General features: G+C 38.4%; 1 protein-coding gene and 1 CRISPR repeat array. The gene reads right to left on the bottom strand.

Annotation, left to right across the window (positions count from 1 at the left end):
* Positions 1–27 precede the first annotated feature (27 nt).
* A CRISPR array of direct repeats spans positions 28–587; the repeat unit is 30 nt; unit sequence GTTTGTAGCGTAACTATGAGGGATTGAAAC.
* A gap of 530 nt (positions 588–1,117) precedes the next feature.
* Positions 1,118–1,670 (bottom strand): hypothetical protein (locus tag N2Z58_09375; GenBank protein MCX7654868.1); only part of this gene is annotated, 553 nt, incomplete at its 5' end.

Below are 1,670 nucleotides of genomic sequence, written 5' to 3' on the forward strand. Positions count from 1 at the left end.
GTCCGCACGACAATGCTGCCAGGCTTAGTTTGTAGCGTAACTATGAGGGATTGAAACATCGGCATAGAGAACATTCTCTTTGACGCCGTTCGGTTTGTAGCGTAACTATGAGGGATTGAAACTAGTTTCGTGAAGATATTCGTACTTTCTCGTAGTTTGTTTGTAGCGTAACTATGAGGGATTGAAACGCAGTTTCCGAGTGTCCGAGGAAATCTCGGCACTCGTGTTTGTAGCGTAACTATGAGGGATTGAAACGTATACTTGACAAGCTCATCAACAAGCTTACCAAACGTTTGTAGCGTAACTATGAGGGATTGAAACATGTTGTATTCGAAATCTCATTAACAGGATTTATTGTGTTTGTAGCGTAACTATGAGGGATTGAAACCAAAATGGAATCGTTTGAGCCAAGTTGGTTGGTTGAGTTTGTAGCGTAACTATGAGGGATTGAAACCCGGGGAGAATAAATTGTTTCCCTCTCCCCGGCACGTTTGTAGCGTAACTATGAGGGATTGAAACTCTTGGAGGTTTTTGGGTATTCGACGCGGGAACATAATGTTTGTAGCGTAACTATGAGGGATTGAAACCACCAAACGCCTTGATCATCCTCCCAAGTAGGTCATTGGAGATCGGAATTTGCAAATGTAGCAATTTTTCCAACGTTTGTTCGCTTATACGTAATTTTTTTCTTAAATCAATTTCATCAAGATTGTTTTGTCTCATCAATTCTTCCAGTGGTGGGAAGAATGGCGAGTCGTCTATAACTACACAGCTGGGATTTAACCTTGTTTTGGCTCGTAGTTGATCATAAGCTAAAATTTGCCAATCATACCAAGCAAGAAAATCATAGTATCCTTGTTTGTAACTTCTTGTGACTTCCCCCCATCGGAATACCAAGTGACCTGCACGCAATTCAGCCGTGCAGGTCACATCACTTGATTTAGATATAGTGGGTAAAAAATGCGTTGCTAATGCATCTGCAATGTCCCAAAGCCATTTCCTTCGATACGTTGTTATAATCTTTTCCGTTTCATTAAGATGAAAATCTATAAAGGTGTAATCATCTTTAAATGCTTTTGTAAATTTCATAATCCCCCTCCTCCTTGTTTTTACAAAATTATTTGAATCTTTTCTTAAATTCATCGAAAATTATTCGTTTTTGAACTAATTGCTCAATTAAATTGCTATTTTCTTTTAAAACATTCCAAAAGCTGTTGTTGTTGTGTATTTTAGAAAGAATAAATTCAAATACTTCTTTTGCATTGTCTAAGCGTACAACAGACATAAATGTAATTAACAAATGCATTTCGTTTTTGCTTAAATCTTTTATTTTCTTCCCAATTATTCTTTCTAATGCTTCTTCTGCCGCCGGTGGGGTTTTACCAAATTTTGCGGCATATCTGCTGATGAGTGTGGCTAATAGCTTGAATTGCCCATCAGAAGGTTCTATGGGTTCTTCAAGTTGACTGGCTTCATAATCTTCAATGTCTTGAGTAAATACATTGCTTGCACCTAAACCAGTCAATACCGCATCAACATGGCTGCGTTTCTTCGCTATCTTTAATATCGTATTGGCATTTCCTAGTGGATTGGATCGCCAATGATTTTTTTCAAAACTACTGGCAAATCCATACCCCACACCAACAAGCCGACCATTGACAGTACGCAAT

This window comes from Fervidobacterium sp. (genome assembly GCA_026419195.1).
Classification (GTDB): Bacteria; Thermotogota; Thermotogae; order Thermotogales; family Fervidobacteriaceae; genus Fervidobacterium.